Source organism: Mesorhizobium sp. M7A.F.Ca.MR.362.00.0.0 (genome assembly GCF_004023175.1).
Classification (GTDB): domain Bacteria; phylum Pseudomonadota; class Alphaproteobacteria; order Rhizobiales; family Rhizobiaceae; genus Mesorhizobium.
Window position 1 is genome coordinate 1 of the sequence record NZ_RZTF01000640.1, and the last position, 2,181, is coordinate 2,181.

Annotated in this window: 4 protein-coding genes; 2 read left to right on the plus strand and 2 right to left on the minus strand. The window is 60.5% G+C overall.

What is annotated here, in order from left to right; genetic code table 11:
• Positions 1-12 precede the first annotated feature (12 nt).
• Together EOC06_RS36300 and tnpB are read left to right on the plus strand one after the other, a co-directional pair.
• Positions 13-384 (plus strand): transposase, encoded by a 372-nt coding sequence (locus EOC06_RS36300; RefSeq protein ID WP_128310051.1) that lies wholly within the window; start codon positions 13-15, stop codon positions 382-384.
• A 73-nt stretch (positions 385-457) separates the two neighbouring features.
• Entirely contained in the window at positions 458-619 is a 162-nt protein-coding gene (tnpB, locus tag EOC06_RS36305; protein ID WP_245470389.1) for a transposase, read from the plus strand.
• On the opposite strand, the gene EOC06_RS36310 is transcribed toward tnpB, so the two are convergent.
• Together EOC06_RS36310 and EOC06_RS36315 are read right to left on the minus strand one after the other, a co-directional pair.
• Positions 612-1,412: a helix-turn-helix domain-containing protein gene (locus tag EOC06_RS36310; protein WP_245330060.1), complete on the minus strand. Its 801-nt coding sequence runs from the start codon at positions 1,410-1,412 to the stop codon at positions 612-614. The genes tnpB and EOC06_RS36310 overlap by 8 nt on opposite strands.
• A 195-nt stretch (positions 1,413-1,607) precedes the next feature.
• Positions 1,608-2,181, minus strand: a 574-nt coding sequence (locus EOC06_RS36315; RefSeq protein WP_245470388.1) for an ATP-binding protein, incomplete at its 5' end; no start/stop codon positions are given.

A 2,181-nucleotide genomic window follows, 5' to 3' on the forward strand; every position in this document is an offset into this window, starting at 1 on the left:
AGGAGTAGCCCTGTGACGAAGCATCAGATCGAAGTGATCACGTCGGTCGAGCGGCGCCGGCGCTGGTCTCGGGAAGAGAAGGAGCGGCTGGTCGCTGCGACGTTCGAGCCTGGGGCCAGTGTTTCGGAGATCGCGCGATCGGCGAGCCTTCATGTGAGCCAGCTTTTCCGGTGGCGCAAGGAGCTCTGCCAGATCTCCGCGCCGTCCGTGCCGCAGCTTGTTCCCGTGGAGGTCGTCGAGGCGCAGCCAGCGCCGATCTCCCGACCGCGCAAGAAGAGCAGCATGGTGACGATCGAGCTTGGCGGTGCCCGTCGCCTGCGGATTGAGAGTGATATCGATACCGAGGCGCTCGGCCGGATTCTTGATGTGCTGGAGCGGCGATGATCCCGGTCCCGAGCGGTGTGAAGGTGTGGCTCGCCACTGGCTATACGGACATGGTTTCCCCGGCCTCGCATTGATGGTGCAGGAGACGTTGAAGCGCAATCCGCACAGCGGCCATTTGTTTTGTTTCCGCGGGCGTCGAGGAGGGCTGATCAAGGTGATCTGGCATGACGGCCAGGGTGCCTGCCTGTTTACGAACGATCTGCATTCATACTACGTCCCTTTCGTCTTCAGTTGAGAGTTTTTGCCTGGCTGGCATTTTGCCTTCGTGCGGCAGCGCGATCGACGAGCCGGTTCCATCGGCTGCATTGTTTTTGCGGTAGATCCGAAACGGGAAGTTCGTACAGGCAATAGTGCCCGTTGTAGGCGTGGCTGGTGATGAGGCCATGCTTGGCCCATCTGGTGACGGTGTGCTCGTGGATATTGAGACGCGCGGCCGCTTCCTGTTTTGTCAGCATTCCACGTTCCCGCAGACGGTCATAGCGAGAGCGCAGCTTGTATTGGTGAACGAGATAGGCAACTCGCAAGGCCGTGAAGCGGGCGTTGTGGCGACCGCGGCGTGCGGCCTCGCCCGGACGGTATCCTTTCTGGTTGAGCAGTTCTGCGATCTCGGAATAGATGTGGTCGTCGAGGAGTTTATCGACCAGTTCGACGATGCCGGGCTGCGTCTTGACCTGCTGGGCGGAAGATTTTGGGCTCAGGGTGGTGAGCGTCTGGATCTTGCCGCCTTTGAATCGCACGTGAACCTTGGTGGTTCCTTCCGCCGGTAGCTTGACGAGAGTGACATCCTCGATGATGTGGGCAAGCAGTCGCTTGCGTTCGCGGTTCGGGGTATCGGGATCCGCCCAGAGCTTGTTGAAATCCACCGTCATTGCGACCAGCCGCTCGCGGACAGCTTCATCAAGGATGAATTGATCGTGCTCCCGGGCACGCTCGCGATCTTCGCGGGCCTTGGCCAAAATACGGAGCTTCTCGTTCCATTCGCCTTCGAGCGTGTCGGCGACGAGACGATTATCGGGATCGACCAGCATGAAACGGCGCTGGGCGTGATCGGCCTCGATCTTGGCGCGCTCGACCGCGCGGCAGCGTAGCCGATCTGCTTCTTCATGCCGGGCTTGGATCTCCTTGCGGACGTCGAGTGCGCATTTCGCTGATCGTGGGCAGTGATTTCACGCGATCGTGGGCAGCAGAAGCCTGACCGACGGTTGCTATGAGTTCACTGGTTTTTAGTCGGCGTCAAGCGCTTGCTTGCCAGCTATTTTCCGCAAGCTTTCGCCGGTCATGTTGATGCGGTGAGCATTTTGAACGAGGCGGTCGAGGATGGCGTCGGCAAGGGTGGGATCGTCGCCGATGACTTCGTGCCACTGATCGACGGGCACTTGGCTTGTTACGATGGTGGAGGCCCGCCCGTTGCGGTCTTCAAGCATCTCCAGCAGATCGATGCGCTGGCTTTGAGTGAGCACCGAGATGCCCCAGTCGTCCAATATCAGCAGCTCGACGCGAGCGAGAGACTTGAGCATGCGGGCATGGCGACCGTCGCCACGAGCCAGCGCCATTGCCTCGAACAGGCGCGGGACACGTTGGTAGGAGACGGAGCGCCCGTCCCGGCAGGCTTTGTGGCCCAGGGTGCCGATTCCGACGAAGCCGCCCCTTTGTTCCGATATGATTGCGCCCCCGGATTCCGATATGATCTCGCCCCCTGGGGCTAGGGCTCTGCTGGCGTTGATTGTTGTCATTTCGTATGCGTCAGGTGTCAAGCTTTTTGCGGCTGCTTTCGCCGCAGGCTTTCGCCCGTCAGAT